The organism is Pseudarthrobacter sp. efr-133-R2A-89, from assembly GCF_030209315.1.
GTDB lineage: Bacteria > Actinomycetota > Actinomycetes > Actinomycetales > Micrococcaceae > Arthrobacter.
The window spans coordinates 256,817-283,137 of record NZ_JARVSE010000005.1; the positions used below are offsets into that span (position 1 = coordinate 256,817).

The 26,321-nt window shown below is 62.5% G+C and carries 24 protein-coding genes; 10 read left to right on the forward strand and 14 right to left on the reverse strand.

The features are described from left to right. Positions 1 to 18: 18 nt before the first annotated feature. From QRM95_RS10385 to QRM95_RS10400, 4 genes are all read left to right on the forward strand, one after another. Positions 19 to 477: a hypothetical protein gene (locus tag QRM95_RS10385; protein WP_285247668.1), complete on the forward strand. Its 459-nt coding sequence runs from the start codon at positions 19 to 21 to the stop codon at positions 475 to 477. Then, on the forward strand, positions 474 to 1,130 hold the full coding sequence (locus QRM95_RS10390; RefSeq protein ID WP_285247669.1) for a gluconate 2-dehydrogenase subunit 3 family protein: 657 nt from the start codon (positions 474 to 476) through the stop codon (positions 1,128 to 1,130). The genes QRM95_RS10385 and QRM95_RS10390 overlap by 4 nt, the downstream gene beginning before the upstream one ends. After that, positions 1,130 to 2,767, forward strand: coding sequence for a GMC family oxidoreductase (locus QRM95_RS10395; protein ID WP_285247670.1), 1,638 nt, complete (start codon positions 1,130 to 1,132; stop codon positions 2,765 to 2,767). The genes QRM95_RS10390 and QRM95_RS10395 overlap by 1 nt, the downstream gene beginning before the upstream one ends. Before the next feature lie 221 nt (positions 2,768 to 2,988). Further along, on the forward strand, positions 2,989 to 4,110 hold the full coding sequence (locus tag QRM95_RS10400; RefSeq protein WP_285247671.1) for an enolase C-terminal domain-like protein: 1,122 nt from the start codon (positions 2,989 to 2,991) through the stop codon (positions 4,108 to 4,110). Between the two features lie 392 nt (positions 4,111 to 4,502). Here QRM95_RS10400 and QRM95_RS10405 read toward each other — a convergent pair whose 3' ends face one another. The 6 genes from QRM95_RS10405 to QRM95_RS10430 all read right to left on the reverse strand — a co-directional run bounded on the left by QRM95_RS10405 (position 4,503) and on the right by QRM95_RS10430 (position 13,255). After that, positions 4,503 to 5,837 (reverse strand): MFS transporter, encoded by a 1,335-nt coding sequence (locus QRM95_RS10405; RefSeq protein WP_285247672.1) that lies wholly within the window; start codon positions 5,835 to 5,837, stop codon positions 4,503 to 4,505. A gap of 330 nt (positions 5,838 to 6,167) precedes the next feature. Then, the gene (locus QRM95_RS10410) at positions 6,168 to 8,003 is read right to left on the reverse strand and encodes a thiamine pyrophosphate-requiring protein (RefSeq protein ID WP_285247673.1); all 1,836 of its coding nucleotides are present in this window, start codon (positions 8,001 to 8,003) and stop codon (positions 6,168 to 6,170) included. A gap of 502 nt (positions 8,004 to 8,505) precedes the next feature. Then, positions 8,506 to 10,002 carry a phytoene desaturase family protein gene (locus QRM95_RS10415; protein WP_285247674.1) on the reverse strand — a complete coding sequence of 499 codons (1,497 nt, stop codon included), beginning with the start codon at positions 10,000 to 10,002 and terminating at the stop codon, positions 8,506 to 8,508. Then, positions 9,999 to 11,852 (reverse strand): glycoside hydrolase family 15 protein, encoded by a 1,854-nt coding sequence (locus tag QRM95_RS10420; RefSeq protein WP_285247675.1) that lies wholly within the window; start codon positions 11,850 to 11,852, stop codon positions 9,999 to 10,001. The genes QRM95_RS10415 and QRM95_RS10420 overlap by 4 nt, the downstream gene beginning before the upstream one ends. Before the next feature lie 2 nt (positions 11,853 to 11,854). After that, positions 11,855 to 12,478 carry a hypothetical protein gene (locus QRM95_RS10425; protein WP_285247676.1) on the reverse strand — a complete coding sequence of 208 codons (624 nt, stop codon included), beginning with the start codon at positions 12,476 to 12,478 and terminating at the stop codon, positions 11,855 to 11,857. A gap of 21 nt (positions 12,479 to 12,499) precedes the next feature. After that, positions 12,500 to 13,255 carry a ZIP family metal transporter gene (locus QRM95_RS10430; protein WP_285247677.1) on the reverse strand — a complete coding sequence of 252 codons (756 nt, stop codon included), beginning with the start codon at positions 13,253 to 13,255 and terminating at the stop codon, positions 12,500 to 12,502. Positions 13,256 to 13,757: 502 nt separating this feature from the next. On the opposite strand from QRM95_RS10430, the gene QRM95_RS10435 reads away from it, so the two are divergent. Then, entirely contained in the window at positions 13,758 to 14,195 is a 438-nt protein-coding gene (locus QRM95_RS10435; RefSeq protein ID WP_285247678.1) for a MarR family transcriptional regulator, read from the forward strand. Positions 14,196 to 14,316: 121 nt separating this feature from the next. Here QRM95_RS10435 and QRM95_RS10440 read toward each other — a convergent pair whose 3' ends face one another. From QRM95_RS10440 to QRM95_RS10470, 7 genes are all read right to left on the reverse strand, one after another. Continuing rightward, a complete protein-coding gene (locus QRM95_RS10440) occupies positions 14,317 to 15,282 on the reverse strand; it encodes an aldose 1-epimerase family protein (protein ID WP_285247679.1) in 966 nt (321 codons plus the stop codon). Beyond that, positions 15,275 to 16,348 (reverse strand): glucose 1-dehydrogenase, encoded by a 1,074-nt coding sequence (locus QRM95_RS10445; protein ID WP_285247680.1) that lies wholly within the window; start codon positions 16,346 to 16,348, stop codon positions 15,275 to 15,277. The genes QRM95_RS10440 and QRM95_RS10445 overlap by 8 nt, the downstream gene beginning before the upstream one ends. A gap of 648 nt (positions 16,349 to 16,996) precedes the next feature. Then, a complete protein-coding gene (locus QRM95_RS10450; protein WP_285247681.1) occupies positions 16,997 to 17,263 on the reverse strand; it encodes a hypothetical protein in 267 nt (88 codons plus the stop codon). A gap of 276 nt (positions 17,264 to 17,539) precedes the next feature. Further along, on the reverse strand, positions 17,540 to 18,280 hold the full coding sequence (locus QRM95_RS10455) for a phosphatase PAP2 family protein (protein ID WP_285247682.1): 741 nt from the start codon (positions 18,278 to 18,280) through the stop codon (positions 17,540 to 17,542). Positions 18,281 to 18,370: 90 nt separating this feature from the next. Continuing rightward, positions 18,371 to 18,670, reverse strand: coding sequence for a DUF4193 domain-containing protein (locus QRM95_RS10460; protein ID WP_285247683.1), 300 nt, complete (start codon positions 18,668 to 18,670; stop codon positions 18,371 to 18,373). Between the two features lie 9 nt (positions 18,671 to 18,679). Next, positions 18,680 to 19,114 (reverse strand): low affinity iron permease family protein, encoded by a 435-nt coding sequence (locus QRM95_RS10465; protein ID WP_285247684.1) that lies wholly within the window; start codon positions 19,112 to 19,114, stop codon positions 18,680 to 18,682. Next, a complete protein-coding gene (locus QRM95_RS10470) occupies positions 19,111 to 19,560 on the reverse strand; it encodes a hypothetical protein (RefSeq protein ID WP_285247685.1) in 450 nt (149 codons plus the stop codon). The genes QRM95_RS10465 and QRM95_RS10470 overlap by 4 nt, the downstream gene beginning before the upstream one ends. 363 nt (positions 19,561 to 19,923) lie before the next feature. Between QRM95_RS10470 and QRM95_RS10475 the strand changes: the two genes are divergently transcribed. Next, positions 19,924 to 20,637, forward strand: a complete 714-nt coding sequence (locus QRM95_RS10475; RefSeq protein WP_350223884.1) for a DUF6789 family protein — start codon at positions 19,924 to 19,926, stop codon at positions 20,635 to 20,637. A gap of 56 nt (positions 20,638 to 20,693) precedes the next feature. Here the strand turns inward: QRM95_RS10475 and QRM95_RS10480 are convergent, their stop codons facing one another. Next, positions 20,694 to 22,802 carry a transglycosylase domain-containing protein gene (locus QRM95_RS10480; protein WP_285247687.1) on the reverse strand — a complete coding sequence of 703 codons (2,109 nt, stop codon included), beginning with the start codon at positions 22,800 to 22,802 and terminating at the stop codon, positions 20,694 to 20,696. A 353-nt stretch (positions 22,803 to 23,155) separates the two neighbouring features. Here QRM95_RS10480 and QRM95_RS10485 point away from each other — a divergent pair, with 353 nt between their 5' ends. The 4 genes from QRM95_RS10485 (at position 23,156) to QRM95_RS10500 (ending at position 26,125) form a co-directional block, all read left to right on the forward strand. Further along, the gene (locus QRM95_RS10485) at positions 23,156 to 23,539 is read left to right on the forward strand and encodes a DUF1622 domain-containing protein (protein ID WP_285247688.1); all 384 of its coding nucleotides are present in this window, start codon (positions 23,156 to 23,158) and stop codon (positions 23,537 to 23,539) included. Between the two features lie 142 nt (positions 23,540 to 23,681). Continuing rightward, positions 23,682 to 23,849, forward strand: coding sequence for a hypothetical protein (locus QRM95_RS10490; RefSeq protein ID WP_285247689.1), 168 nt, complete (start codon positions 23,682 to 23,684; stop codon positions 23,847 to 23,849). Positions 23,850 to 24,213: 364 nt separating this feature from the next. Further along, positions 24,214 to 24,684: a hypothetical protein gene (locus tag QRM95_RS10495; RefSeq protein ID WP_285247690.1), complete on the forward strand. Its 471-nt coding sequence runs from the start codon at positions 24,214 to 24,216 to the stop codon at positions 24,682 to 24,684. Between the two features lie 571 nt (positions 24,685 to 25,255). Beyond that, positions 25,256 to 26,125 (forward strand): S1C family serine protease, encoded by an 870-nt coding sequence (locus QRM95_RS10500; protein ID WP_285247691.1) that lies wholly within the window; start codon positions 25,256 to 25,258, stop codon positions 26,123 to 26,125. Positions 26,126 to 26,321 lie beyond the last annotated feature (196 nt).

Here is a 26,321-nt window from a genome sequence, read left to right on the forward strand (position 1 = left end):
GTGAGAACGGGGAGCGGCATGAAAACACCAGTTCCAACAAAGGCAACCATTCACGGGATAGACCGCATTATCCGGAATGTGGAAACCGGACGCTTTGAGCGTTCACTTTCCGGGCTCACTGCGGTCGGCGCCCTGGTTACGGCTGCGGAAATATATTTTGAACACGACAAGGCAAGCTTCGGCAACAAACTCATGTGGCTCCCGGTCGCCCTCGGTCCGGTGGGAGCGGCTGCCGGGATCGCCGGAATCTTTAGCAAGAGGATGGCCAAGACAGCGCTGCCCCTGGCGTCCGCGGCGATCGTCGCCAACGGCTTGCAGGGGACGTATCTGCACGCGCGGGGCATCGCCCAAAAGCCGGGAGGTTTCTCCAACCTGACCTACAACATGGAAATGGGACCACCGTTACTGGCACCGCTTCTGGTGACGCTGGTCGGCGGGATGGGTTTGCTTGCCGCAGTACTGAGGAGGGAAAAGTGACAGCACTCCCGCTTGACCCCAAGGACGGCGGCGGACGCTTTCCCGGCTTCGACGCACAACGACAGTCCCCGCATTGGGACCGGGTGACCCAGGGCGTGGTGCTGGCCCGCCTGGGACGGCCCACAGACCTGCGGTTTTTTACCGTAGCGGAGGAGGCGGCCGCCAGGGCGCTCTTTGATCAGCTGCTTGACCAGCGCCACGAGCCCCGGGTTCCAGTGGTGAACATGGTCGATGCCCGGCTGGCGGAGGAACAGACTGACGGCTGGCATTACGAAGACATGGAACCGGACCCGGCTGCCTGGCGCAGCACCCTGGCCGAGCTGGACGCCGAGGCCCGTGAACGCCAGAAAAGGCCATTCGTCGAGCTTTCCTGGGAAGAACAAACGCTGCTCCTGACCGACATCCAGGCAGCGGAAACGTGGCGGGGCCGACAGGCGTCGCGGGTCTGGAGCTTGTGGACGCGGTACGCATGCACGGCCTTCTACTCGCACCCCCTGGCCTGGGATGAGATAGGTTTCGCCGGGCCCGCCTATCCCCGGGGATACAAGAATCTCGGTCTCAACGCCCGCGAACCTTTCGAGGTGGCGGACGCGCGCCCGGCCCAGGATCCTGCAGCACATACGGCCAAGTCCCGAACAGGAAGGCAACGCTGATGGCTTCGGTAAAAGATCGCAACGCCTCTGCGTGGTTGCTGCCTCCCGTGCCTGGAACAAATCATGCCATGCGTACCGACATGGCCCAGTTTCGCGACGAGGAAGAGGTCGACGTAGCGATCGTCGGCTGTGGTGCGGGCGGCTCGACCCTGCTGCAGCGCTTAGCCCGAGCAGGTTGGAAGGCTGTGGCCTTGGACGCGGGCCCGTTTTGGGACCCGGAACGCGACTGGGTGAGCGACGAGGCAGGGTCGCACCATCTGTACTGGACCGAACCCCGCATCATTTCCGGGGACGATCCGGTACCGCTCGGTTCGAATAACTCCGGGAGGGGAGTGGGCGGCTCCATGGTGCACTACGCCGGCTACACGCCCAGGTTCCATCCCAGCGACTTTCATACCTACAGCACGGATGGCGTGGGCGCCGACTGGCCGCTGGAGTATGGGGACCTCAAGTCCTACTACGAAGACATCGAGGGAGAACTGCCCGTAGCAGGGGAACACTGGCCGTGGGGCGACCCACACTCATATCCCCACAGCCCGCACCCCGTATCGGGAAACGGCGAATTGTTCCTGCGGGGTGCCCTCGCGTCCGGCATTACGGCCAAAGTTGGACCGGTTGCCATCTCCAATGGCCGCTTCGGCAACCGGCCGCACTGCATTTACCGCGGGTTCTGCCTTCAGGGCTGCAAGGTCAACGCAAAAGCCTCCCCTCTGATCACCCATATCCCCGACGCCCTGCACCACGGGGCGGAAGTTCGGGCCGACTCGATGGTCACCAGGATTGAAATAGACGACACAACGGGCAAGGCCACCGGGGTGCATTACGTCCGGCACGGACGGGCCCGCTTCCAACGTGCCCGGATCGTCGCCGTCGCCGGATATTCCATCGAGACCCCACGCCTGCTGCTCAACTCCGCCTGCAAACGATTCCCGGAGGGGCTATGCAATGACTTCGACCAGGTGGGGCGATACCTGATGGTCCAGGGGGCACCCCAGACGGCGGGTAGGTTCGAGTCAGAGGTACGGATGTGGAAGGCCCCACCGCCGGAAGTCAGCTCCGAGGACTTCTACGAAACCGACCCATCCAAACCGTACAAGCGCGGATTCTCCATACAGACGGTCTCGCCGCTGCCCATCACCTGGGCAGAACACGTCGCTGCCCAGGGTCATTGGGGAGGGAAACTGCGTGAATACATGAGCGACTACGTACACTGGGCCTGCCTGGGAGCCCTGTGCGAGTTCTTGCCCCAGACCGACAACCGAGTAACACTCGCGTCGGAAAAGGACAGGAATTCAATGCCAGTGGCGCATTTCCACTACTCCCAATGTGACAATGACCGCCAACTGATGCAGGCCGCCCAGGAAGCCATGGAGAAGATCCTGCAGGCTGCAGGCGCCCAGGAAGTCATCACCATTAGACGTTTTGCCCACCTTGTGGGCGGAGCGCGAATGGCCGCCGACGAACAGCACGGCGTTGTCGACGCAGATTGCCGCAGCTTCGCCGTACCCAACCTCTACATCACGGACGGAAGCGTATTGCCGACCCAGGGAAGTGCCAACCCAGCACTAACCATCATGGCCGTCGCAGCCCGCGCCGCGAACCGGTTGATCGCAGGCGGTGCCAGCAAAACCACCTAACCCGCACGGCCCGCACGTCCAGCCCCCGGCTTATGAGCCCAGCCACCGCTCGCAAAATGAACAAACAACGGCAAAAGAGACCCGAACGTCCGATGCTTCCTCCTTTGCAGAGTTGCCAAGGAGCTGCGGGGAAGCCTCCGGCTCCAGTAGTTGGTGCTAACGGCGGCATGGTGGAGCCAAAGCAGAATTTCAGGAAACCTCTCAAACAAGAAAGGCTGACCATGGCCGCCACGCGAACTACATCCGATCCGGTCCTCATCGGTCTGGACGTCGGCACGTACACAATTCCCACCGACAGCCCGGAGGCAGACGGCACTTTCGCCTGGGATTCCACCACGGTTGTTGTGGTCCGCGCCCGGGCCGGCGACTGCGAAGGGATCGGCTGGACGTATGCACCTGCCTCCTGCTCGAAGCTGATCACAGAACTGCTCGAACCGGCTGTTTCCGGTCGGGTTGCCTGGGACACCACAGGCGCTGCCCTTTCGATGCTGGGGGCCGTTCGCAATGCCGGCCGGAGCGGGCTCGCCGGCTACGGCATCTCCGCGGTGGACTGTGCCTTATGGGATCTGAAGGCACGCTTGCTTGGCCTTCCCTTATACCGCCTCCTGGGAGCGGCGCGCGACACGGTCAACATTTATGGCAGCGGCGGGTTCACCACCTACTCGCGCCAGCAACTGGAGGACCAGCTCGGCGGCTGGGCCCACGGCCAGCAGATCCCTCGGGTGAAAATAAAGATCGGTCAGGACAACGGAAATGACATCCCACGGGATTTGCGGCGCATTCACGAGGCACGCACCATCATCGGGGACGGTGCAGAACTGTTCGTCGACGCCAATGGCGCCTACACGGCAAAACAAGCGATAAGGGTTTTCGAAGCGGCTCAGGAATCTCGGCTCGCGTGGTTTGAAGAGCCCGTGTCCTCGGATCACCTGCTCGGACTGCGGACCGTCAAAGAGGCAATAACTGCCGACGTCGCCGCGGGGGAATACGGTACCGACTTGTTTTACTTCCAGCGGTTATGTCAAGCCGAGGCCGTGGACTGCGTCCAGCTGGACGTCTCACGCTGCGGCGGCATCACCCAGTGGCTGCGGATAGCCGCTGCGGTGGCAGCATATGGACTTCAGGTGTCCGGGCACTGTGCGCCGAACCTGAGCGCTGCCGTCGCAGCCGCGACAGGAAACTTTCGTCATCTGGAGTGGTTCCACGACCACGTCCGGATCGAAGGGATGTTCTTTGACGGGACCTTGGACCCCAGCGGCGGCACGATCGCACCTGATGCAGACTCCCCAGGCAACGGTCTGACCTTTCGCACCGCGGCCGTCGAAAAGTACCGGGTGGGTTAGACAAACGTGGCAGACACCTGCCCAAACCCCAGGTCCCCACTCAGCCGCGCCATCGTCGAGGGTTATCAGGGGAGGATTATGAGCCTGGCAGCGCCTCCCGGTGTGGCCGATCAGATCCAGGCGTCCGCCATCGGAAAGGTAACCACAAATCGCCGTCATACGATTGGTCGGGTTGTTTGATGCGGTGTTGTTTGACCTGAACACCAAAGCAACCCCCGGGGAAGGGCCAAGCTCCTCCGTCCAGCCAGCAGGCCTTCAAAGAACTGCCGGAGTCGGTTCAGCTCCCTCGTTCCCTTCTCGCTGCCTGATCCTCCTCCCGAGAGGGCGTGAATTGCACTCAGGTCACCGGCCAAAACCGACGGCCGGTGACCTGAGTGCCCGCATCTTATCTTCTAGGCGTGCTTTTCCGTTCGTATCGTTCGCCCTTGTTCCTCCCGCAACCGGCCGTGCACCGGCCGGTCGCCGCCGCGCCGCAGAGTCAGCATCACCAGGCCCGCAGCCAGCAAACATGCCGCCAGGAAGACCGACGTCGCGAGGAAGCTGCCATGTGTCACGTCTTGCAGGTACCCGCCAACGTAGGGTCCGACGAATCCACCGAGGTTGCCCACCGCGTTGATCAGCCCCATGGCGGTTCCGGCGACGGCTACGGGCATCGCGCGGGACGCGGAGGCCCAGAAGGGGCCGTCGTAGGCCAGGGCGCCGGCGACGGCGATGCTGATGAGGGTGACTGCGAGGAACGGAAGATTGTCCCCGGTTGCCACCGAGATGACGAGGGCAACAGCACCGACGGCCATGGACAGCAGCACGTGGGTGGAGTAACGGCCGGAGCGGTCGGCTGCCTTGGCGTTGTACCAGAGGCCGAACATAGCCAGCACGTACGGGATCGCCGTGACGAAGCCGACCTCGATGGAGGATCCGGAGGTGATCGTCTTGATCACATGGGGCAGCCAGATGTTGATTCCGTAGAAGCCGATCTGGATGAGGAAGTACACCAGGGTCAGGCGCCACACCACTGCGTTGGACAGGACATGGCGCAGGCCCAGCTTTTCCTGCTGGGGATGGGCCGCGGCGTCAGCAGCCAGTCCCTTCTCGATGTACTCACGCTCCTGCACCGAGCACCACTTCGCTTCACGCGGGTGGTCGGCGATCAGGGCCCACCACAGCGGTGCCGCGACCACGAACGGGAAAAGACCTTCGATGATAAACAGCCACCGCCAGTCTGAGAACGACAGGATCCACCCGGAAAGGGGCGCGGTGATGATGGACGCAATGGCGATGTTCATCATCCAGAACGCGTAGGCCCGGGCGCGTTCAGCGGCGGGGAACCAGTGGCTGATCAGGACAAGGATCGCCGGCCAGATCCCGGCTTCGGCGACGCCGAGGAAGAATCGCACCACGAGCAGTTGGGTGAAATCCTGGATGAATCCGGAAAGGACAGCCAGCACACCCCAGATGAGCACCATAATGCCGACGAATTTCTTCGCGCTCCAGTGTTCGGCCAGATGGCCACCGGGGATTTGCAGGACGAGGTAGCCGATGAAGAAGATACCGGCAGCCAGTCCCTGTTGGGCGGCATCAATGCCCAGGTCCTGGTGGAGTCCGTTGAGGGCGAACCCGATATTGGTTCTGTCCATGAACGAAATGATGTAGACGATGATTGCGACGGGAATCAGCCGCTTCCACCGGGCATTACCCACGGCAGGGGCGGACGTCACGTTGCGTGCCATCAGAGTTGCTCCTTCGCAATATGGCCGATGGGACCGCGCCCCAGCACGCTGTTGCTCTCCCGCGGACCCCGGCGGTCCGCTTTCCGCTACCTGGGCGGAACGAGCAGGACTTTTACATGTTGGGCCGCCAACAATGGAACGCACCCCTCAGCCGGCTGAGGAGGAGGCTTCATGATGCAACCCTGCTCTTATTTTCACGCAATTGTTGCTTTACCGCAAGCAGCGGTTCGCGCTAATCAACTGGTACAGCCTTATTGACGCTTCCGCAGGTCATCCACAGTGGTCCGACTAGATCAGTTTTCCAATTCCCGGCTTCCGTTGGTGCTCTCGTTAGTGTTCGTTCTCGTCGTGGTCCTGGCCGATGTGGAGTGTTCCTTTGACGCGTTCAATTCCTTCGGTAAGGAGCGCCTTGGCCGAGTCGCGCACCACGTCCACCCCGTCCGGATCTTTCTTGAGTAGCGCCTCCGCAGTGTGCTTTGCGAACTCAAGGGTGATGTGCGGCGGAAGGGGCGGTACGTTTTTGCTCGTGTAGGCATCGATGACGGTGACCCCCTGGTGCGCGAATGCCGTGTCCCAAGCGCCCGCGACCTCGTCGTCGGTCTTGACCCGGATTCCGCTGAAGCCGAGCAATTCCGCCCACCCAGCGTAGTCAACTGACTGAACGTCCTGGGAGGTGGACCATACAGGGTTAGCGTCCTCGGTGCGCATCTCCCAGGACACTTGTGTGAGGTCGTTATTGTGCAGGACCATGATGATCAGTTGCGGGTTCTCCCATTCCTGCAGGTATTTTTTGATGGTTATCAGTTCGTTCATGCCAAGCATCTGGAAGGCGCCGTCGCCGATGGTGCAGATAACTGACCGGTCGGAGTAGGCGAACTTGGCTGCGGTGGCGTACGGCATGGCGGCGAGCATGCTGGCGAGCCGCCCGGAAAGATCACCGAGCATGCCGCGGCGGAGCCTGATGTGGTGGCCGTACCAGTCTGCCGTTGAACCGGCGTCCGCGGTGACGATGGCGCCCGCGGGCAGGCGCTTGTTCAATTCGTGATAGACGCGCCGGGGGTTGACGCCGTCTTGGTAGGACAGCATGGCCTGCGCTTCCATCTCCCTTTCCCATTCCAGCATCTCCTCGGCGACGGTCTTCTGCCAGGAGAGGTCGGTTTTCGAGTTCAGATGCGGGATAAGCGCGGTGAGGGTTGCTCTCACGTCTCCCCACAGGTTGAGTTCGGTGGGGTAGCGCAGCCCCATCTGCTCGGGTTTGAGATCGATCTGAATCGCCCGCGCCTGCCCGCTCTTGGGCAGGAATTGGCTGTAGGGGTAGTTGGTGCCGAGAAGTACGAGAGTGTCGCAGCCGCTCATTTGATGCGCGCTTGGCAGGGAACCCAGGAGACCGAGCTGTTGGGAATGGTGCGGCACGTCGGAGGGGATCACCTGTTTCGCGCGTAAGGCCGTAATCAGGCCCGCTCCGCAGAGTTCTGCGGCCCTAAGAACCTCATCCGTGGCCCCGTTCGCCCCATGGCCGACGATGAACGTGACTTTACTGCCCGCGTTGATGATTGCTGCTGCCTTCTCGATCTCACTTTGCGGGGGGACGATTGAGATGGACGGCGCAACAGCGCTGGAGCGAGATACCCAGTTCTGGGGGGCAAGCTCGGGCATCTTCATTCCCTGCACGTCGTGGGGAAAGATGATCACGGCAGGTCCCAGCCGAACTTTGGCGGTACGGAACGCGGTGTCAACCACGGCCTGGGCCTGCTCAGGGGAGACGATCGTCTGGACATAGACGGCGACATCGGCAAGGGTGCGTTCGAGGTTGCTCTCCTGCTGGGTGAAGGTGCCCAGCGCGTTGAGCCCCTGCTGGCCCACGATTGCCACGACCGGCTGATTGTCCATCTGCGCGTCATAGAGTCCGTTGAGCATGTGGAAAGCACCCGGGCTGGACGTGGCAACGCAGACGCCAACTTCACCGGTGAACTTCGCGTGGGCCGTGGCCATCAGCGAACAGATCTCCTCATGTGTGGGGCGCACATACTTCAGGCCCGCTGCAGCGCGTTGGGCTTTCTCCAAAGCACCGTCGAACTCGCCGATCCCGTCGCCGGGAAAAGCGAAGATGCGGCTGACCCCCCAATCCCTCACGCGCTGGACTACAAAATCGCTGACAGTTGCCATGGTTCTTCCTCCTGCTTTTTTGGTGTTGACCGAATGATGATCGTGACCAGTTCGGGCCTAACTGAGGACCACCGGTTCGCGCACCGTGGCGTTTGTTCAGCTGCCGCTCCGGACAGCGGCTGCCGCGAGGATAAAGCCCGTGAGAACAGAAGCGGCGCACAGGATCCAGAGCGCGCCTATCTGTCCGCTTTTCTGCCGAATGACCCCAGCGGTGGAAGCCACACCGGCCCGTATCAGTGCGGTGCCGGCGCTGACCACGGCAACTATCCAGCACAGCCACTGGAGGAAGGCCGTTGAACCTTGATCCATGATTTTCCCTTTCCGAAGGGGTGCCGGCCGGACGCTGGCCTTAGGTCCTTGTCACTACGCTACCATTGCGATAACGCAAATGAAATGTTTTCGGACCGTCCCCTTACCGAGGACACTCGAGCATTCGCTTATTCCTCTTCCAGGCCCCAGGTCTCAGTCCGCCCCCGATCTTCTGGAGCCTGATTCTTTGGGGCTACCTTGCCCCGTCATCCAGTGCCTGCTTACCCCGTGGCACCGTCCTGTAGGTCAGTTCCGGTGAGGGCAGACCGAATTCTCGTTTAAGGGCGGATTGGGCGGCGTACCACCCGCATAGGCCATGGACCGAGGGCCCCGGTGGCGTTGAGGATGAACACAGATAGACACCTTTTGCCGGCGTCCGCCAGGGGTCGGATGAAATAACCGGCCGTTTGAGTAGTTGACGGGCGGACAGTGCGCCTGCGGAGAAGTCGCCTCCAACGTAGTTCGGGTTGTACTGGCTGTATTGGTGGGCTGTGATGGAGTGCGTACCCAGGATGACGTCCCGGAAGCCCGGTGCGAATTGTTCGACCCGCCGGATGATCGATTCGGTCGAGTCCACGCCCGAGCCCGCAGGGACGTGAGTGTAGGTCCACAGGATGTGGTTCCCGGAGGGGGCACGGCCGCTGTCCAGGGTTGATGGTTGGCACACAAGGATAAAAGGTTGTCGGGGATACCCTCCGGACGCTACCTCCGCCTCCGCCCGTGACATCTCTGCCCTGGTTCCGCCCAAGTGCACGGTGGGGGCTGCGCCAAGGGCAGGGTTTGCCCACGGTACGGGCTCTGAGAGTGCGAAATCGACCTTGCTGACCCCGTTTCCGTACCGGAACGAGGCAAGTTTGCGAAGGTAGCTTGTGGGGAGCTCGGCTCCGGCGACTTGGGCAAGCCCCGCTGCTGAGAGGTCCACAAGGATGGCCCTGGGCCGGAAACCGTCGCGGACTTCAGCCAAGTCGGTGATCGGTGAGCCGAGGACTATCTCACCGCCATGGTTCAGCAGGTCCTCTGCCATGGCGTTGGCGATCGATTGGGATCCGCCGACGGGGAGCGGCCAGCCGCCGGCATGGGCGAGCGCGCCCAACAACATCGCCGTGCCGCTGGTCGCAAGCCCGGGCAGTGACCCGATGCAATGGGCGCCGACGCCAGTGATCATGGCTGGGGCGATGTCTCCTTTGAAGCGTGCGTTCCACCAGGGCCCTCCCTGTTCCAACGTCCGGGCCGCGTAGAGGAGCGATCCGAGGGGGTCGCGGGGGATACGCAGCAGTTGGTGCATGGTGAGATCAGTAATCCCGTCGACCCGTTCAACGAGGGGTTGGAACAGCCGGAGGTACCGTTCCCCGTCAGGGCCCAGGTCCTCAGCGGTTCGGGCAAGGCTGTGGTGTGCGATCCCGGCTGTGGCTGCGTCCACTGCATGGGCGTAGGAGATTTCGGGCACACGGAGCTCAATGCGCTTGTCAAGTTCAAAGGCCCGGAAGAAAGGGCTGGCAAGGGCCATGGGGTGGACGGCTGAACACACGTCGTGGCGGAACCCGGGCAACGTCAGCTCTGCCGTCCGGGCTCCGCCCCCGACCGTCTGTGCTCCCTCAATCATCCGCACCTTCAGCCCGGCCCGCGCCAAGGTTACGGCAGCAGCGAGCCCGTTGGGTCCCGCCCCCACAACTACAGCGTCAGCCTTCACGTGGCGCTTCCTCTGACGGGTTCCTCGTGCCCGTCGGGCCGGCCGCGGTCGCCGTCTTTGGGGCTCGGCAGAGGCGTGTCGCTCTGCCTGGCACGCCCCTGGTGGAGTTGCAGGGCGCAGTGGATGAGGGGGAAGTGGCTGAATGCCTGTGGGGTGTTGCCCAGTTGCCGCTGGTTCTTGGGGTCCCATTCCTCGCTGAGCAGGCCCACGTCGTTGCGGAGGCTGAGGAGGCGCTCGAAAAGTTCCTCGGCCTCGGGGCGGCGGTTGATCCCCAGCAGGGCGTCGACCAGCCAGAAGGAGCAGGCGAGGAAGACGCCTTCCGTTCCGGGCAGGCCATCATTGCTCGCCTGTGGGCGGTAGCGGAGCACGAAGCCGTCTTCGGTGAGGTGCTGCTGGATGGCGTCGACGGTGCCGACGACGCGGGGATGGTCGTGGGGCAGGAAACCGACGCGGGGAATCAGCAGGAGGCTCGCGTCCAGCTCTTTACTTCCGTAAGACTGGACAAAGGTGTTGCACTCGGTGTCGAAGCCGTGCGTCATGACATCTTTATGGATGGTGTCGCGAAGTGCGGCCCAGCGGGCCTCGGGACCTGGGGGGCCGTATTTGTGGATTCCTTTGACCATGCGGTCTGCGGCGACCCAGGCCATGACTTTTGAGTGGGTGTTCTGGCGGCGGGGGCCGCGCATCTCCCAGAGCCCGTTGTCTGGTTTGTCCCATGCCCCTTCGAGGTATTCCATGAGGGCCACCTGGATGTCCCAGGAATCATCAACAGTATCCGGAAAGGCCGAACGGGTCAGGGAGAGACCATCCAGGACCTCACCCCATACATCCAGTTGCAGCTGGGGAGCGGCAGCGTTTCCTATCCGGACAGGTTTGGAGTTCTCGAATCCTGACAGCCAAGGTAGTTCCGTCTCGGGGAGCCGGCGGGTGCCGTCGATACCGTACATGATTTGCAGGTCGGCAGGGTCCCCGGCGACGGCACGCAGCAGCCATTCCCGCCAGGCGGCTGCTTCTTCTGTGTAGCCGCCCGCGAGCAGTGACTGCAGCGTTAGGGTCGCGTCGCGAAGCCAGCAGAACCGGTAATCCCAGTTCCTGGATCCACCCGGGTCCTCTGGCAGGGAAGTGGTTGGGGCGGCGACGATGCCACCCGTTGGAGCGTAAATGAGCCCTTTGAGGGTGATCAACGAACGTTCTACGGCGTCCTTGTACTTTCCTTCCATCCTGCTCCGGCTGAGCCAGTCCTGCCAGAAGTCCTCCGTTACTCGGAGTGCCCTGTCGGGGTCTGTTTGGCGCGGGGCTGGTTTGCTGCTGGGAACCCAGGTCAGCACGAAGGGCACCGTTTCGCCGGCCCGGACCGTGAATTCACTGATCGTGCGCATGTCCCGGCCTTCGAGTGGGGCTTCGGTGGTGAGGTAGGCGGCGTCGGGGCCGGCGACAGCGCTGAGCCCGTGGTCTTTGCGCCGCACCCACGGGACGATGTGGCCGTAATCGAAGCGGATACATAGTTCCCCGTACATCTGTACGGTGCCGCTGAGCCCTTCGACGATCCGTACCAGGTCGGCGGCGTCGTCGCGGATCGGCATGAAGTCTGTGACCCTGACTCTTCCGTCGGCTGATTCCCATTCGGTTTCCAGGATGAGTGTGCCGGGGCGGTACCGCCGGCGGGTGCACTTCTGGGCCCCGGCAGGTGCCAGGAGCCAGCGCCCCGCTGCAGTGGTATCCAGCAAGGCGGCGAAGCAGGCGGGGGAGTCGAAATTTGGCAGGCACATCCAGTCGATTGACCCGCTGGTGCTGATCAGTGCGGCTGTGTGCAGGTCACCGATGAGTGCGTAATCACTGATTTCAGGCATTGTTATCCTTCCGGCCCGCACCGTCGAGTGTTTGGAGCGGCAGCGCTGGGGTGTGTTTTGGGCCCCCGGACAGCCCGGATGGCCATAAGCACCGCCATTACCGCCCCGACAGCCGCCAGGACCATGCGGGTCCCTCTTGCTGTCCGGGAGATGGTGACCGGGTGGATGTGCCCGGATCTGCCGGGGTGGGTGATCTCGTTGGCCGGTACATCCCATGCGGCCGGGGAGGGGAAGGTGCCGGCCGGTAGTTTCTCCTGCCGCAGCCGGCGTCGGATGGCAAGCCTGCGACGCACGTCTGTGCTTGGGGCGGGCAGGGTACTGTCGGCCGCAAGAGCCGCGGGGAGGTCGATAATGTAGGGCTCGCCGTAGAACGCCGAGGAAGCCACGGACTCGAGCCAAGTGCCCGGCGGTGTTTGAACGCCGTGGTCTGCGAAGGCAGACCGCAGCCTTTGCAGGATCTCTTGCAGGCTTTTGCCCTGGGCGTCCTTGGTGACGCCGAAGATAGCGAGCTGGAGCTGCAGTTTTGCGTCCACGCCTGGGTCTGTGGCGCTGGGGTCCTGGCCCGTGGGGTCAGGGTTCAGTGGCTCAGGGTTGGCGCGGCCGGCCTTGTCTGGATTGGAGGTCATGGGTTTCCTTTCAGTCGTGGTTCAGCCGCCTACCTGATCGACGGTGAAGGCGGCCAGGAATCCGACGGCCGCGATGAGGCCGGTGAGCAGGTGGTGTTCTTCGAAGGCTTCGGGGATCATCGTGTCGGCGAGCATGGCCAGGATCGCCCCGGCGGCCACGGCGGTGATGAAGGCGACAACTTCCGCCGGTGCGTCCTGCAGGACCAGGAAGCCAACCAAGGCTGCGAGACCGGAAATGACAGCAATTCCCACCCACACCCCAAACACATATTTGGCGCTCCGGCCGGCCTTTTTCATGCCCGCGGTGCTGGAGAGGCCTTCCGGGACGTTGGAGATAAAGACGGCCGCCAGCATGGCGGGGCTGACTGCACCGGCGGTCACCAAACCCACGCCCAGAACGACCGATTCCGGGATACCGTCCAGGAGGGCCCCGATCGCGATAGCCGTCCCGCTGCCCGGCTTTTGTTGCTCGGAGGGCTGTTTCCCGCCTGACCGCTTCCGGTGCTTGGCCCCTTTGCGGGCCAGCAGGGCGTTCGCGGCTACGTAGAGCACAGCGCCGGTGGCGAAGCCGCCGACCGTCGGCCACAGGCCCCCGCCGTTGACAGCTTGTTCCACGAGTTCAAAGGCGAGGGCCGAGATCAAGACGCCCGCGCCAAAGGACATCACCGATGACACGACCTTGGACGGGATCTTCCACTTCCACGCCAGGCCGCACCCCACGACTAGCGCGCCGCCGGCGATGGTGCCCCACATCCATGCCAGCAACCATGCGGGCATCACAGTATCCCCACCAGGAGGCAAGGTGCCGGTTCGGTTCGCAGGATTTTCACAGGATGAATCCTTTCCATTGTTGTCAACGTGTAGCGGGTCCGATATGTATGGACCTCACAGGAAGCTCTATTCTTGGCTGTGCGGCGGCAGGCTTGCACCACCCCCGCCGCTGCTCAAAAAGGGGTCGGGGCCGGAGGCCGCACCTCCCTTTGCTGGCTCTGATGGCTCGGGGAAGATCCTCACGGAGGTCAGTGCCGAACGGGACCGCTCAAACCGGCCGGCCAGCACCTTCCCGGTGAACGGGCCGATCCCATCGACGGTTCCGGCCAAGGCGCCCTTTACCCGTTGTGTTCCCACAATTTCTCCTTATCCGGGATTTCCCGTACTGCGGCTCTGTAATCTTCAAATTTTGCGGGAAAGCAACTACCGGAGGAAACTGGTACTCATGGATACAGCTGGTGGATCTGAATTAGTCCCGGAACCTTCGAGCCGGGAAGTTGAAGCGGTAATGCGGGCCGCGGATACCCTTTTGCGCGTCGTATCCCGCTCAGTGGCAGAGGTCGAGGACGTGGTGAACACCCCGCAATTGCGGGTCCTGGTCCTCATCCACACGCGGGGACCGCAAAATCTGGGCGGCGTGGCCGCGGAACTGGGCGTGCATGCCTCCAACGCCACTCGCATCTGCGACCGGCTCGTCGCTGCTGACCTGCTTGAGCGGCGCGAAGACCCCGCCGACCGGCGATACATCCGCCTCGAACTGACCGCAAAAGGAAAAGCTCTGGTGAACTCCGTGCTCGAGCACCGGCGGCAAGCCATCGCGGAGGTTATCTTGAGGATGCCATCGGGTCGCCGCCCGGCACTGGCTGCGGCACTTGAGGCTTTCGCGGCCGCCGCCGGTGTCCAAGGCACCACTGACGGCCGCTTTACCCTGGGAGCCAACACATGAAATGACGAAGTCCCGGTGCCGCAAGCCATGTCTTCATTGAACCCCAATGATTGCGTTTAAGCAATAGTTGGCGAACGGCTCATGGCAGTGCCAATACCGCTGCGAGGACCTAGCGGGCCGGTCAGAGCGGCGTGATCCCCCACTCGCCGGTGTGGGATTGCCCGGGCTCAAGGGTGATCAGGCCCTCGCCCGAGTTAAAAGCGTCCGGGGCGCACGTCATTGGTTCAACCCCCAGCCCGCTCCGATGCCTGCCGGGCTGGGGGAGCGTGTCCCCGGTGAAGATTTCCAGGTACGGATAGGAACCGTCCACCCACAGCTCAACTCCTCCGGAGTTATCCGGGCGCAGGAGTTTCACCCGGGCCCGCCCCTCAGTGTCACGGACCAGGTCCGTGTAGGCGACGTCGATGTGCCGCCCGCCAAGTTGTTGGAGTTCCCGCAGGTCGTACGCGGTGCCCTCAACCCGCTCCCGGCCGGTGGGTATGCCACGCCCGTCCACGGGCAGGAAAGTGCGACCTGGCACCTGGACCAACGCGGCATTGATGGCCCCTGGAGTGCTGACTCCGGTGCTGAGGTAAGGATGCGCCCCTGTCCCGTAGGGGCACCGTGACGCACTTCGGTTCATCGCCGTGGTCCGCACGGTCAGACCTCCCGGGCCCAGGTGGTACTCCACAAGGCAGTCAAGGATCCAGGGCCAGCCCTGGCAGGAGTGGAGCGTGTAGGTAAAGGAGATGGAGTCCTCAGTGTGCTCCACCGCCGGGGTCCCCCAGTTCCGCCAACGCGTGAGCCCGTGGATGGCCCCGCCCTTGTCCGGCTCGCTCAGGTCGAGCTGCAGCCGCTGGCCCTCCCACTCGTAACTGCCGCCCTGGATGCGGTTGGGCCAGGGAATCAGGGACTGGCCACGCGCGCCCGTGCACATCTCATCAGGCCCATAACCGTCCAGCAGGGGCCATCCGTCCAGCAGGTAATCCCGGAGGGCGCCCCCGACTTCGGTCACTAGGGCCCTTTGCCGTTCAAAGGAAATTTCATATTGACGTCCCGAGGGGAGGCAATGGCCGGTCCCGGCGTCCCACTGCGCCCCCTCACTCATGGCTTAGGCTTTCGTCGGTGCCGCGGGTGACATCGAGGACGACTTTGACATCGTCGGTCTGGCGTTTGAAGGCCTCAGCAAAGCTATCCAGCGGGAGCCGGCGATTGATGAGGCTGCGCAGCCATACCCCGTCCGCTTTGGCCAGTGCTTGAGCGGCGGCGTCGTAGTGGCGGCGGTTTGCGTTGACGCTGCCGAAGATCACGCCGTTCATGAGTACCTCCTCGCGGTTGAGTGCACCCACGTCGACAGGTGTTTGCTTACCTGTTCCGGAAACGCCGGTCAGGCAAGTGATGGCGTCCTGGGCGCGGCATTTGAGGGCGTCCAGGACCACGGGGGTGACGCCGGTGCATTCGACCAGGATGTTGGGCTTGATGCCTGACTGCGGCAGGGGTTCGCTGTGGTAGGTGGCGCCCAAATCATGGACAAGGTCCGGCTTGGGGCCGTCCGTGACGATGTCGAACACGTGGACGTCCAGGCCTTGCTGGACTCCCAGCAGCGCGGCCAGCAGGCCAACGGGGCCCGCCCCGGTCACGACGGCGGTGTGGGGGTCAAAAAATGCGCGCTGTCCGATCCGGTTGATCTGCTCCCATGCTTTGGCCACGATGGTGGTGGGCTCCAGCAGAACGCCCACATCCGCCAGGCCGGGGTCCAGTTTTACCATCGCGTGGGCGTCCGCCCGCCAGCGTTCCCTTGCGAAGCCATCCACGCCCTTGATTCCGTGTTCGGTGTACTTGCCGTTCAGACACATGTCCCATTCCCCGGCGGTGCAGGCTTTGCAGGGCTCAGGGTCGGGTCTGCGAACAATACCCACTACGAGGTCGCCGGCGGCCACGCCGCAGCCCGGGGGAGCATCCAGCACCCGGCCCAGATTTTCGTGCCCCAGCACCAGATAATCCTGCCCAGGGGGCGCCTTACCGTATTCCGCGGCGATGATTTCGCTGTCGGTTCCACACAGGCCCACCGCCAGGGCCTCCACCAGCACCTCACCCTCCCCACTGGCCGGCTCCGGCACATCGCGCAGTTTGACTGAATCTTTTTTTCCGGGAGTAACTGTCAACGCACGCATAACTTCTCCTCCTCAGATTAAAACCGTTCCTTGTCAAGCTTCCCGCACTAGTTGCGTTTGCGCAACAGTCGGCGATATTGCAACAGTCTGCGATATGAAGGGGCCAGGATGGGGCATCGGCAGTAAATCGGCTGGCAAACGTGACAGACCAGGTTGCGGCAGCCCGCTCTCTTTCCTGCACTACGCCCCTTCGTGAAGCGGTCCAGAAGGCCGCTACGATGACGATCGTGAGGGCGACGCCGGCCGTCTGTGATGTCCTCAGTTCCTCAATGGGGCCGCGAATCACGTTGACCGTGGAGCGGGGCGCAATGCTGGGCAGCATATCGAGAAGCGCAGCGGTGGTCCCACCTGCCTGACCAACCGGCGTAGCGATTCTTGCCGTGGTTTTCGTTGCGATGCTGGCGGCCCTGCTCGTATCCACGAGCCCCATCGCCGAGGCCGTGGGCCCTCTGCTGGGACTTGGCGGCCTGTTCCTGACCGTGTGGAGTATTGCTAGATGGCCAGTCATTATCTTACCGGTAGTCGTCAGCGTCGCGGTTCTTTACTAAGTCACCCCCAAGCTGCGCCAGCCCCGGTTCCGCTGGTTGAGCCCACGGACGTTTATCGCGCTGGTGGGCCCTTCGTGCTGGCATCTGTGGGTTTCGGTGCCTACACGGCAACTTCGGCAATCACAACAAGACTTATGGCACCATCGGAGGCGTAGTCATCATGCTGCTGTGGCTGTGGATTCTGAATGTTTCTATGCTTTTCTGAGCCGAGTTCGATGCCGAGACAGAGCGGGGCAGGGAATTCCACGGCGGCTTCACAGCCGAAGTAACTGTTCAGCTGCCGCCAAGGGACACAAAGAAGAGCGACAAACTGCACCGGCAGGAGGAAGAAGAGATCCGGCGCGGACGCGAGCTCCGGGAAAAACACAGCCTACGTCAGGGACCTGCTGCAGAAGAAAGGTCTTAAGCGGGCCTGCCTCCCCAAGGGCTTCAGTTGGGGCAGTCGGAGTTCCGGGCAGGCTTTGCGGGCGCGATGCACCTTCACCGGTTGCCACCGGCCGACTGAATTTTCCTGGCCGTAGCGTTTCCCGGTCCCTGATATCGTGTGTCACTCGGCGAGGCTCCCTGTACCATCGGACCCTCGGGGCGCGCCCCCGGAGGCGTTCCGGCAGGAGGAAGCGGGGGATCAGGTCCCCGGGAGAGATCACTCTGTGTGTTCAGGACCTGACCGCTCACCGCGGCTAACATCCAGCAGGATCACGACTGCGAGGAGAACGATGGAGAGGGAAGCGGAGGCCACCGTGTCGGTGAACCAGTGGTAGCCGAGGTAGACACGGCTTGCTGCTTCCACTGTGATGCCGAGCGCAGCGGTACCGAAGGCAGCGATCAGGGCAGTTCTGCGGGAGGATCGCGAAAAGAGCAGGTAAGCCCCGACGAGCAGAAAGTTCGAGGCGCCAACGACATGTCCGGAGGGAAAAGAGGATGTCGCGTCTGCGCCAAGCATCATTATTTCGGCAGGGGGCCTCGAACGTCCGACCACGTGAGCGATGACCTCCGTTAGGACCACCCCGGTGATCATCGTCCCGGCCAGCAGTATTGGGCGCCACAGGCGACGGGTCACCAAAGCCCACGCAACGACGGCCACCAAAATGATCACGGGAAGCGCCGCGGGCCCGAAAACGAAGGCGAATCCGGCCATAACCACCGTGGCTGTATCCGTCCGATGATCGACGAACCAGTCGGTCAGGGGTCCGTCGATGGTTGCAAGCCCGCTGCTGTTCAGCACGTCGCCAAGGGTCAGTACAAACGAGGACATGCCTGCCAGGACCAGGCACAGTGATACGGCATGAAGAACCAGGAACCGGCCGGTGGCGACCCTGTAGCCGCCGCCTAAGCGGAAATGCTTCTGCCTGTTCTGCTCGACCCGCGCACGACCGCTGTTCATTGGACGGAGCCGCCAAGCTGCTGGGGTGGCAGGCCCACGCCCCTCAAGGTCACATGGTTGTGGTCAGGGGCTGGCAGGACCGTCACTGCTTCATCCCTCGCATTCAATGCAGTAGACGTGTCCGTCTTTCTCCTTGGCCACCTGGGAACGGTGGTGGACCAGAAAGCAGGAGGAGCATACGAACTCATCCTTCTTTCGGGGCACAACTTCTACGATGAGCTCCTCGGCGATGAAGTCGCCGGGCAGGTCGACGCCGTCGATGCTGTCGGCCTCCTCGAGTTCCCTCACGACGCTGTGTGCGTCGGGGGTGTTTTCTGTCCGGAGCGCCTCCAGGGAACTTTCCTGGGACTCTTTTACCTCAGGGCGGACTTCGTCGTAATCGCTGGCCATGGCGGGTACTCATTTCTCCTCGTTCTTGTTCGCCTGATTGACGTGCCGCTCTACTTTGCCCGGAGGCTCTTCGGATTGTGCTTCGATGTGCTTGCGCTGACGCTCGATTTCGTCTTCGCCCTGGTCTTCAGCTTCGTAGAGTTTGGAGCTGGTGACGCGAAGCTCGTGCATTATGGCGTCAAGTTTGAGGTGCAACGCGGCGGAGTCCCGGTTCTGCGTGTTCTGGATGATGAACACCATCAAAAACGTCACGATCGTCGTGCCAGTGTTGATCACCAGCTGCCAGGTATTGGAGAAACCCAGCAGCGGCCCGGTGCAGGCCCACAGCACCAGAACGGCGACGGCCGCGGCGAAGATCCAGGCGTGGCCCAGAACTTTTGCCGTCCTGGAGGTGAATCTGGTGAAGAAGCCGGCCCCTTCGCCACTGCTTTGATCGGTAGTCATGGTCCGATCCTTGTATGACGCGCACCGCTGACCAGTGCGTCTGCCTGCTCGTGGCCCACCGCCTGCCCCGTAATGCCGGCGCGGTGCTCTCTGTCTAGGTGCAGACGGCCTCTGAGGGTCCCTGATCGAAGTTCCCCCGCGGCGAAAGCCAGGGCGATGGCCGCATTGGCGACCGCGGCGTGCCGCCGTCGCCGGTCCACCGCGGCCTGGCCCAACATCGTCAAGGCATGAAGGGCATCGACCGCGGCACTGATCCAGTGCAGGGGAGCGCCGCCACCGAAGATGGTAGTGGCGGTGGCCTGTACTAGGTGCCGTGCCCCTAGAACACGGATGAACGTGCGGGCGTGGGCATCGGGGCCGCGGGCGATCAGGGAGCATTCCGCCGCTCCCGGAGCCAGGAGCTCCGCGCTGCCAAATCCTGCTCTGACCACTTCCAAAGGTCTCACGGGGCATCCTTTCGACTCAGGGCCGCCGCGGCCCTGCCGGTCCCCCCGGTGGCTCCCGTTACGAGGACAACCCTGCCTGCTGTTTCCATCTGTAACTCTCCTTTCGCTTTATGCGGAAGAGATAGGAAGCGTATCGCAATAGTTACCAGTCCGCAATGGCTATTTGTATCGCCTCCTCCCCTCGGGCAAAATTCCGCTGATGGGGGTGTCCGGGACAGGGGTTTCGTAACCCGGGCAAGCAGTTGGACTTCTCAAGTTGCCGCATCCAACGGGACTCATGTTGTCAGGCTGCCGTGATTGGGGAAAGCCCGTCTAATCATGAGCTTGCTTGCGCTCACACAAATATCCGGGTTCCATGAAGGGATGGATATCTATAGCAGTGAACCAACGTCCGAGACTGTTGCCAGCGGCGGTTTGGCGGGGCTGGTCGCTACAGGAGTGATGAGCGCGCTGCTCGTTGCCGCCGATGTCACCGGCATGATGAATTACGAGCCGCCCCGGAAAATCATCGATAAGTTCCTTCCCCGGTTTCCAGTACCGCTCAGGGACGCGGCTGCTGTCCTTGCCCATTTTGGGTATGGGGCGGCCGGTGGATGTCTTTATGCCGTGGTACGCAGGAAGCAGGCCACCTCGGGCGCGGGCCTCGCCTATGGTGCACTTGTGTGGGCGGTGGGGTACGAGGGTTGGCTGCCGGCGATGGGAATATTGCCCCCTGCGCACCGGGACAAGGCCGGCAGGGCGGTGACGATGCTGGCCGCCCATCTGCTTTACGGCGCCGTGCTGGGCAAAGCCCTTGGCAGGCGGGTCCTGGCGGAGCGTGTCCCTGCTGAGCTTGGTGGCGCGTCCGCGCCTTCAGGCAATGTGTACCCCCTTGACCTTCCGTCCCGGCTACCGGATTCGTACGTCTCCTACCTTGCCGCCAAGGATCCTGCCTTCACCGCGACAGTGCTGCCGGTCCTGGAACAGTCGGCAGCAACGGAGGAACATGGCGTTCACGTGCGTTTCGTCCCCGGAGGGGTGCAGGCACTCGTAGATCCCGCCGTTCCCTATCCTCAGGTCACCGAAGGCGTTGACTAGGACCAATTCGGCGGGTTCTGTCGTCCCGGCCGTCTGGGTGCTGCCGACCGCCGCGTTCAGCGCAACATTGATGGCGGCGGTGTGGGGAACCGGTGGCCTGGATATTGCGGCGCTGCGGCGTTCATGAGGCGGGCCCATTGGGTGCCGGCGATGTTAGCCCCGTCCAGTCCGGTGTAGTACGTTCCGTTGATGGTGATGTTCTCGTTCGCCCACTTTGGTCCGAATCCCTTGTAGCTGCCGAACCAGGAGGCGGTCGAGATGCCCGTGGTAGCCCCTACCGTCCATGTCTGGGTGTGGCCGTCGGTGGTGCCGGTTTTGGCGAAGATATCTTGTTCCTTGCCCACGGGGATGTTGTAGCCCGAGCCCTTGGTGAGCACGGGTTTAAGGGCATATGTGACGCCCGCGGCGACGTCCGACTTGATGGTCCGCCGGCAGTCGGCTGCCGGCATCGGATAGTTGCGGCCGTCGGGGCCGGTGGCGGACTCCAGTGCTACCGGCTTGCAGTGGACTCCGTTTGCGGCGAACGTAGCATAAGCGTTCGCCATGTCCAGTGGTGCGACGTCCTGGGTACCGATCAGGCTCGCGATGCTGGAGAGGTCGTAGGGCTTGTTGGTGTGGCCGTTCTTGATTCCGGCGGCCGTGGCCATTTTTTGGATGTTGCAAAAGTCCAACCGGGCCGCTGACTGGAACGTGATGGTGTTGATTGATTGGTACAGGCCCTGAAGGACACTCATCCGGTAGTAGTGGTAGGGGTCGTCGTTGGGCAGGGGAGTCTGGCCCAGGGCTGGATCGTAGGAGCCGGTTGTCGTGCCGCAGCTGTTTTTCCACGGATAACCGGCTTTGTAGATGCGGACCGAGCCGTCCAGTATTGTGGCCATGGACCGGCCGGAGTTCAGCCACTCGGCGAACACGAACGGTTTCATGGTGGATCCAATCTGGAAGCCGCCCGCTCCGTGAAGCGGATTGCCGTTGCTGTCCTTCTCGGGAAGGGTGAGGTTGCCTGTGTAGTGTCCGGGTCCTGGGGTCGGGTCGTAGATGGTGTTTTGGGCCATGGTCAGGATTTTGCCGGTGCCGGGTTCAACGCTGACAAGGGCGGCGCCGCGTTGCAGGGGGTCTGTTGCGGGCAGTGAGGCGTTGACCTGTTCCTGGGCGGTCTTTTGCAGGTCCGGGTCCAGCGTGGTGCGGATGGTCAGTCCGCCTTCGTAGAGGAGCCTGTGCCGGGCTGCCTCGTCTGTTCCGAAGGCGGGATCGTTGAGGATCAGCCGTTGGATGTAGTCACAGAAATAGGGTGCGGTCGCAGCGGCGCAGCCCTGTTGGGTGTGTTGGACGTCCAAGGCCAAGGGTGATGCCGTAGCTTTGTCGTGCTGCGTGGGGGAGATATTTCCCTGCTGAAGCATTTTGTCCAGGACTTCGTTCCGCCGGGCCACCACGTGGTCTGGCTGTGTGAGGGGATCGTAGTAAGCTGGCCTGTTCACTATCCCGGCCAGTGCTGCGGCCTGGGGAAGGGTCAGAGCGTTGGCGGGCACTCCGAAATATGTTTTCGCTGCCGCCTGAACTCCGTAGGCCCCATTGCCAAAATAGACGAGATTCAGGTAACCCTGCAGGATCTGGTCTTTGGAGTATTTCTCCTCAAGCCCGATGGCAAGCTTCATTTCCCGAAGCTTGTCGCCGATGCTTCGGGAGGCGTCTGTCTTAGCGACGTCTGCGCTGCTGCTGCCGGGTGCAGATGACAGGATGAGGACGTTCTTGATGTACTGCTGGGTGATTGTCGATGCGCCCTGCCTGCCGCCCCGGGCGTTCACGAAGAGCGCGCGAAGGATGCCGGTGGGATCAATTCCGCCGTGGTCGTAGAAACGTGCGTCTTCGATCGCCACGATCCCGTCCCGGATGAACGGTGACATCTGTTCCAGGTCCACCGGGGCCCGGTTCTGGGCGTAAAAAGTGGCGATGACCGACCCGTTTTTCGCCAGGACCCGGGATTTCCTGGCCGGCGGCTCCAGCTCCAGATTCGAGGGGAGTTGATCAAAGAACCTAATGGATGCCCCTGCCGCCGTCGAGCTCAACGCGGCCGCCGGGGCCAGGAGTCCGGCGACCAGGAAGCCGCCGATAACGGCGGCGGCGATAAAGGCCCCGGCTTTCTTCCACAGAATGTCTTTGATCAGCATGCAAGACTTCCTTCGTTCGTATCGCACGCCAGAGGTAAGGCTATTAAGCCCTGCCGGGGCATGCCAAGAGGCGGTCGAAACGCCGCTGCGGTTTAGGACGCACCTTTCGAATAGTTACCAATTAGCAAATAACCCTATCGCCCCATTGCCCGTGCCGGCGCCGTGAGTGGTTACAGGAGTGCAACGATGCAGCAGGAAGGGAGCGAGGCGCGGACAATTGATTGCTTGTTCGCAAGTGATGGGCCAGACTTGTTTAAGGCCTCTTCATTAGGGGACGGACATGCCAGGAGCTGCCGAGCAGGCTGGGTCCTGTCGGCATGACCGGGCGAGACGCAGCTTGCGGGGAGACAGACGTGGATTTGCGACTCATTATCGAAACCAGCGGGCGGTACCTGGACTTTGCGGGAGTGGCCGTCATGGTCATCGGCGCCGTGGTCTCCGTGCCGCTGGCTGTACGCCGCCGAAACCTCGAGGAAGGCAGCCGTCCCCTAAACCGGTCGCTCTACCGGGAATACCGGCAGTTGCTGGGGCGGTCCATCCTTCTTGGCCTTGAACTCCTGGTCGCCGCAGACATCATTCGCACCGTGGCCGTGACGCCCACCTTTACCAGTGTCGGCGTCCTGTCGGTGATCGTGGTCATCCGGACATTCCTAAGCTTCTCTCTGGAGCTGGAAATCACCGGACGGTGGCCATGGCAAAAAGACACCGAGCCGGTTCCCGCCTCCGGCTCAGCCTGAGATGAGGCGTCGATGTCCGCAATATCTACTTTCGTCGCCGGCACCACCTGCCGGCACGGGGCCGGCGCGGCTCCGTCCTCGATCCGGCACAGGACCCGCGGGCGTACTGCGCGCCCGCAGCCACATTTTTTAGGTGGGAAGCATGAGCGGCCAGAATCTCGACGACGACTTTCAGCGGCTGTACGGGCTGGTCATGGAATCAGCGGGCATCAAGCACTATCTGGATGCCAGGACGGGCGTTGGCGTCTCGAGGATGAGCCAGCTAACCGGCGAACGGGCGAGCCCTTGCTTTCCCGCCCGGCGTAATTAGACGATCCACTCCTTCACAGGCAGGGGCGCTACCGGCCGGCGAGGGGCGGCCATCCCACCACCGACATATCCCAGAGAGGCCACAATGCATACAAGATCCACCGGCGCCGAGGTCAAAACAGGCCGTGATGAGTCATGAAACAACGCGGGACGGAAGGCCTGAAAGCAATGTCAATCGATCCCCAGCTTCTTCGGATGCTCACAACGCACACCCATTGCGGCGAGCCAATGACGACATCACGCCAGGGACCCCTTGGAGAATGCCGCACCAGCACCGTCCACGACGTTGTCATCACCTACAGTTGCGCCTGCGGCTTCAGGTTTGATCAGCCAATCAATTCACAGCACCACGATAAGGACCTCCCATGAAACCCGCCCGAAGCATCACAGAGTTCTTCCGCCTGATCCCGGCCCTGGCGATATCAGCGGCTGTGTTGACCGGCTGCTACCACTCCTCTGAAGGAGATCGCGACCCCATTGCCCTCGGCGCGGACCTGAACTTCTCGGGACTGCAATTGCGGAGCGTCCTGATCGTGACGTCCGGGCAGAGCGAACCCGGGCGCGTCCTGGGAACGATCTTCAATACGACCGCTACGGACATACAAATGGTCCTTGCCGACTCCGATGAACAACATCCAGTGAAGATCCCCGCTCTGGGACACGTCGAGTTTGACCAGTCACGTCTGATCTTCAACAGCACGCAGGAGCCGCCCGGTGCCCGTACCGATCTACTGGTAACAGTGAAAGGGCAACAGGCCTCAATCAACGTGCCCATCCAGAACGGAACCTTTGACCAGTACCGGCCGTACATTCCATCTCCAAGCCCATCCCGCTGACGTCCAGCGGACCCGAAGACCAGTACCAGTCAGCGCACATGGGACCATCGACACCGCGGCGCCGCGGAGCGTCGAGCACCCCGAACAACCACTCACCAAGATGCGAATCTCAGAAAAGCACAACTTCCACCGCCTCCCGAGGGGGCGGAAGTCTTCATCCTGAGGTCATGCCTTCAGCGAGCTGCCAGGCAGTGACCGTTGCGTTTACGCAATTAGTGCGGTTGAATAAAACTACCTAGTTCTTCCTGGCAACCCGGAAAATCCAGGCGGGCGGGGTGCGAATGCTTCTCACCAGCCAAAACGGTGCTGCCGGAACAGTTTCAGAGGCGCAAGGGGCCCGCTTCCTTGGGGGCTCTCAAGAAGGAGTAACCCCATGAAATGCTTCAGGATTTGCCCGGCAGCTGCAGTGACGGCAGCGGCACTCGCCTTGGCTGGGTGCACCGGGAATTCCACGCCAACATCCAGCTCCTCCGCAGCATCATCGACGGTTTCCGTTCCAGCGGCTGCCCCGCCGGCAAGTGGGGGACTGCCTGCGGTTCCGGGCGTGGTCAAGGAAGTTGAACCGTCAGTCGTGACGATCCGCACAGATATCGGCCTCGGCAGCGGAGTCATCTACCACAGCGACGGATCCATCGTCACCGACGCCCACGTCGTCGAGAACGAGCAGAAACAGCCCTTCAAGAACGTTCAGGTGCAGTTCGCCGACGGCTCGCAGTCCCAAGGCACCGTCCTGGGCGTGGACGATGTCACGGACGTTGGCGTCATCAAGGTCGACCGCAATGGCCTTCCGGCAGCCAAATTCGCTTCTTCCGATCCGGAAGTGGGCTCAATGACCGTTGTGATCGGAAGTCCTTTGGGGTTGGAGGAAACAGTCACCGCAGGAATCGTGTCCAGTCTGCACCGGAACATGCCGCCTTCCAAGGAATCTCCACACGGAGCCATCGACCTACTGCAAACCGATGCCCCCATTTCTCCCGGTAACTCCGGCGGGGCAGTAGCAGACTCCTCCGGACAGGTCATCGGACTATCCGAGGCGTACCTGCCACCCAGCTCCGGCGCGGTTGCAATCGGGTTTGTCACCCCATCTTCCACGGTTACCGTCGTTGCCGACCAACTCCTGGCCCGTGGAGCGGTCAAACACGCTGCGCTTGGTGTCGTGCCCACGGATATCACACCGCAACTGGCCCAACGGTTCTCTCTGCCTGCTACGGCCGGAGCGTTGATCGTCAACGTTTCCCCAGGCGGTCCCGCGGAGAGCGCCGGCATGAAAGCTGGTGACATCATCACCAAATTCGCCGAAACCCAGGTTGGAAACGTTACGGACCTGCTCGTGGCCCTCAGGAAGCAGGATCCCGGACAGCAGGTCGACATCGTGGTGCAGCGCGACTCAACACCACAGACCCTGCACGTCACCCTCGGGAACCTGGCCACCGCACCCTGAGCAGCTGCTCCCTGCGGCAACGGGCCGCAACCTTACCTGGCAGCAACTCTACGGAGGCGTACTCGGCGAGACGTTTGAGTGGCTGGCACCTGCTCCTCTTGGACCCGACAATTTTGAGGAAGGGGCCGGTTCCTCGGTTACAGAAAAACGACAGGGCGTCCTGTCACGTCTGCCCGACTCCTACATCCAGTTCCTC

Bases quoted from the DNA above. Each gene is read 5' to 3' on its own strand.
- QRM95_RS10440 (WP_285247679.1), bottom strand. From the start codon at position 15,282: ATGAGTGAGGGGGCGCAGTGGGACGCCGGGACCGGCCATTGCCTCCCC.
- QRM95_RS10400 (WP_285247671.1), top strand. From the start codon at position 2,989: ATGGCCGCCACGCGAACTACATCCGATCCGGTCCTCATCGGTCTGGAC.
- QRM95_RS10410 (WP_285247673.1), bottom strand. From the start codon at position 8,003: ATGGCAACTGTCAGCGATTTTGTAGTCCAGCGCGTGAGGGATTGGGGG.
- QRM95_RS10480 (WP_285247687.1), bottom strand. From the start codon at position 22,802: ATGCTGATCAAAGACATTCTGTGGAAGAAAGCCGGGGCCTTTATCGCC.
- QRM95_RS10420 (WP_285247675.1), bottom strand. From the start codon at position 11,852: ATGCCTGAAATCAGTGATTACGCACTCATCGGTGACCTGCACACAGCC.
- QRM95_RS10435 (WP_285247678.1), top strand. From the start codon at position 13,758: ATGCGGGCCGCGGATACCCTTTTGCGCGTCGTATCCCGCTCAGTGGCA.
- QRM95_RS10455 (WP_285247682.1), bottom strand. From the start codon at position 18,280: ATGAACAGCGGTCGTGCGCGGGTCGAGCAGAACAGGCAGAAGCATTTC.
- QRM95_RS10490 (WP_285247689.1), top strand. From the start codon at position 23,682: ATGAGCGGCCAGAATCTCGACGACGACTTTCAGCGGCTGTACGGGCTG.
- QRM95_RS10395 (WP_285247670.1), top strand. From the start codon at position 1,130: ATGGCTTCGGTAAAAGATCGCAACGCCTCTGCGTGGTTGCTGCCTCCC.
- QRM95_RS10475 (WP_350223884.1), top strand. From the start codon at position 19,924: ATGGATATCTATAGCAGTGAACCAACGTCCGAGACTGTTGCCAGCGGC.
- QRM95_RS10465 (WP_285247684.1), bottom strand. From the start codon at position 19,114: ATGACTACCGATCAAAGCAGTGGCGAAGGGGCCGGCTTCTTCACCAGA.
- QRM95_RS10445 (WP_285247680.1), bottom strand. From the start codon at position 16,348: ATGCGTGCGTTGACAGTTACTCCCGGAAAAAAAGATTCAGTCAAACTG.
- QRM95_RS10425 (WP_285247676.1), bottom strand. From the start codon at position 12,478: ATGACCTCCAATCCAGACAAGGCCGGCCGCGCCAACCCTGAGCCACTG.
- QRM95_RS10495 (WP_285247690.1), top strand. From the start codon at position 24,214: ATGAAACCCGCCCGAAGCATCACAGAGTTCTTCCGCCTGATCCCGGCC.
- QRM95_RS10405 (WP_285247672.1), bottom strand. From the start codon at position 5,837: ATGGCACGCAACGTGACGTCCGCCCCTGCCGTGGGTAATGCCCGGTGG.
- QRM95_RS10430 (WP_285247677.1), bottom strand. From the start codon at position 13,255: ATGCCCGCATGGTTGCTGGCATGGATGTGGGGCACCATCGCCGGCGGC.
- QRM95_RS10385 (WP_285247668.1), top strand. From the start codon at position 19: ATGAAAACACCAGTTCCAACAAAGGCAACCATTCACGGGATAGACCGC.
- QRM95_RS10460 (WP_285247683.1), bottom strand. From the start codon at position 18,670: ATGGCCAGCGATTACGACGAAGTCCGCCCTGAGGTAAAAGAGTCCCAG.